Source organism: Bacillus sp. 7884-1 (genome assembly GCF_002272245.1).
Lineage (GTDB): Bacteria > Bacillota > Bacilli > Bacillales > Cytobacillaceae > Neobacillus.
On the sequence record NZ_NPDD01000060.1, the window covers coordinates 1 to 3,361 of the forward strand.

General features: G+C 38.2%; 2 protein-coding genes. One reads left to right on the top strand and one right to left on the bottom strand.

Annotation, left to right across the window (positions count from 1 at the left end; genetic code table 11):
• Positions 1-154 precede the first annotated feature (154 nt).
• Entirely contained in the window at positions 155-1,483 is a 1,329-nt protein-coding gene (brnQ, locus tag CHI06_RS07825) for a branched-chain amino acid transport system II carrier protein (RefSeq protein WP_095247868.1), read from the bottom strand.
• 318 nt (positions 1,484-1,801) lie between these two features.
• Between brnQ and CHI06_RS07830 the strand changes: the two genes are divergently transcribed.
• Positions 1,802-3,262 carry a M20 family peptidase gene (locus tag CHI06_RS07830; RefSeq protein ID WP_095247869.1) on the top strand — a complete coding sequence of 487 codons (1,461 nt, stop codon included), beginning with the start codon at positions 1,802-1,804 and terminating at the stop codon, positions 3,260-3,262.
• The last annotated feature ends 99 nt before the right edge of the window (positions 3,263-3,361 follow it).

A 3,361-nucleotide genomic window follows, 5' to 3' on the forward strand; every position in this document is an offset into this window, starting at 1 on the left:
GTGCCGCTGCCTTTTTTGTGTTCAATTTTACTTTTAATTTAGAATATTAATTCAAATTGAACCCGTTAGGACAATTCTTATGGTGTTTTTTCATTCACTTTTCCTTAAAAAAAGGCCAACAGAACCGTCCCTCCGGTCTATTCCCCTGGTCCCACTATTTTGATGAAGCTACCCTATTAAAAAGCTTTGCATATTGATAAAGTAATCCTAGCAGCCCGCCCACAATGCTTGGGAGCAGCCATCCTAATCCATTCGTGTAAAGTGGAATGAAAGTGAGTGCTGTCGAAATGGATGCTACTTCAATACCGGCAGTGGTAAAACCATCGTAAATGCTAACAATCCCTGCACCAATTATTGCACCTATATAAACAGCCCTCGACACTGGTATATAGGAGTGCAATAAGGATAATACCACTAGGACAATCGCAATCGGATATATACTAATTAGGAGTGGTATTGAAACAGAAATTAATTGACTTAATCCTAGATTTGCCATTGTGAAACTAAATAAACAAAGTATGGTGACGACAATAGGATAGGAAAGTCTAGTAAATCGTTGACTTAGATACTCACTACATGCAGCAACCAAACCTACTGAAGTGGTTAAACACGCTCCGGTAATAACCAACGCAAGAATGATGGACCCGAATGGACCGAATAACAGTGAAGTGACTACTGAGAGAATAGCTCCGCCATTTTCCTGCATTCCAACACCCTCAACACTGGTTGCCCCAATATAGGATAAGGATATATAGACAAACGATAACCCAGCCCCTGCAATGATCCCTGCCTTAATCGTATAAGAACGAACAGCGGATGCTGTCTTTATTCCCATTTCTTGAACTCGATTAATCACAACAACTCCAAAAACAAGAGCGGCAATTGCGTCCATTGTTAAATAACCTTCGACAAACCCGCCAAAAAACGCTCCATCTCTGTATTTTCCTACCGCCTCACCAATTGAACCAATCGGTGAAGAAAATCCTCTTATGGAAATCACTAGGATTAATAGTAAAAGTAACGGAGTTAGAATTTTCCCAACACGATCTACTAGCTTTGCAGGATTGAGTGCCAGCCAAAAGGTGATAAGGAAAAATACAAATGTTGAAATAAATAATCCCATACTGCTTTCATTTGATAGAAATGGTGCAACACCAATTTCATAGGTTACTGTACCGGTTCTAGGTATTCCGAAAAACGGCCCAATTGTTAAATAAATAATAACTGGAAAGACTTTCGCAAATGTGGGATGTACTCTTTTGGATAAGTCATTTAAATCTCCCCCTGACCTCGCGATTGTGAAGACAGCCAAAACGGGTAATCCCACACCCGTGACTAAAAATCCAATGATAGCTGATAAAAGGGATTCACCAGCTTGCTGTCCAAGTAATGGCGGGAAAATTATATTTCCGGCACCTAAAAATAAGGCAAACATAAAAAAGCCTAAGGCAATAGTTTCTTTTAATGGTAATTTTCGTTCCATAAAAACCCTCCGCTGATTGTAAAAAAAGGAATGTTAATCCAGATTTTACAAATATTATATAAAATATATTATTTTTTGAAATAACTGATTGTTAAATAAGTAAATAGCTACAATATTAACTATATTAATATACAAAATATCGCGCGAAACTGCAAAGAATTTTTAAAATAGTTTTTCAATTCAAGTGGGAACGCAGATATATTCATTTAAAGCAGATATAATTTTTCAGCCAAATATGATTGAAAATCAACTATTCTATTAAAGGTATTCCCCTTCATAATATTGAACAATAGAAATAAGAATGGAGGGCAGCCTATTATGAAAAAAAGAAGACTATTCTTTCGTATCATTGGCGGACTGGTTTTAATTTTTATTATTGTAACCGCCTTCAACACATTGCTGGTTAAATCTAAACAACCTTCTCCAAAACCAACAGACGTTTTGATTGACGAGGGAAAAGCGGTTGAGCACTTATCTCAAGCTATTACTTTTAAAACAGTATCCTACCAGGACCGTAGTAAATTTGACTTTACAGAATTCACTAAGTTTATTTCTTTTCTTGAGGAGAGTTACCCAGCGGTTCACGACCATCTCGAATTAGAAAAAATAAATGAATATGCTCTAATTTATAAATGGAAAGGTTCAGATTCTAGTAAAAACCCCATTGGTCTAACTAGTCATTATGATGTTGTTCCTGTTTTAGATGGAACAGAGGAAAATTGGGAACATTCTCCTTTCAGTGGAACAGTGGAAAACGGCAAAATATGGGGCCGCGGTACTTTGGATGACAAAATTGGTGTTATCGGAATACTAGAAGCAGTGGAGTTCTTGGTCAATGACGGATTCAAGCCCGCTAGAGATGTCTATATTATGTTTGGCTTTGATGAAGAAATTGGCGGTGACGAAGGAGCCCTGGAAATTGTAAATACCTTGAAAGAAAGAGGAATCACGTTTGATTTTGTATTAGATGAGGGTGGAGCGATAGTTGAAAACATGGTTCCGGGCGTTGACCAGCCTGTGGGAGTTGTAGGAATTTCTGAAAAAGGGTCTGCCACGGCTGAATTATCCATCGAAGGCAGTGGAGGTCACTCCTCTCAACCAAGAAATCAAACCAATATCGGTAGAATTGCCAGCGCCATTGCCAAGCTAGAGGATACACAATTTACCGGAGATCTACGAGGACCTGGTGAAGACTTATTTGAATACGTTGCACCAGAAATGAGCTTTGAGATGAAATACGTTTTTGCAAACAAAATCATTTTCGAGCCGATTATTGAACAAATACTATTGCAGCAGCCTGCGACTGCCGCTTTAATTAGAACCACCATTGCTCCAACTATTTTTCAAGCTGGCGAGCAATATAATGCTTTACCTGAGAAAGCAACAGCTTATATTAATCACCGCCTGATGCCTGGCGATTCTTTAGAAGAAGTCAAGACCTTTATTGAAGATACCATCGAAGATGATGATATCAAAGTGACAATCTCAGGCAGTGAAGCCTCAAAGGTTTCTTCTATTAATGGATGGGAATTTAAATCGATTCAGCAGGCAGCAAGAAATGTTTATCAAAATGCCATTATTGCTCCATACTTAATGTTTGCTGGTTCTGACGCAAAGCATTATGATAGTATCTCGAATAATACCTATCGATTTTTACCCGTACAAATTACCTCTGAGGACTTAAACAGAATGCATGGTTCAAACGAACACGTCAGCAAGGACAATTTTATCCAGGCAATTAAATTTTATGCTGAAATTATTAAAGAGTCGAATCAATAGACATTTCTCCAAAGGCTCTTTTCTAAAACTTCTGGCGGCTTATGAGTTTAGTCCTCAATACCCCTTATTAGGGACTAATCTTTCCGATGGTCCGCGCGG

Excerpts from the sequence above, each read along its gene's own strand:
- brnQ (WP_095247868.1), bottom strand. The coding sequence starts at position 1,483 with ATGGAACGAAAATTACCATTAAAAGAAACTATTGCCTTAGGCTTTTTT.
- CHI06_RS07830 (WP_095247869.1), top strand. The coding sequence starts at position 1,802 with ATGAAAAAAAGAAGACTATTCTTTCGTATCATTGGCGGACTGGTTTTA.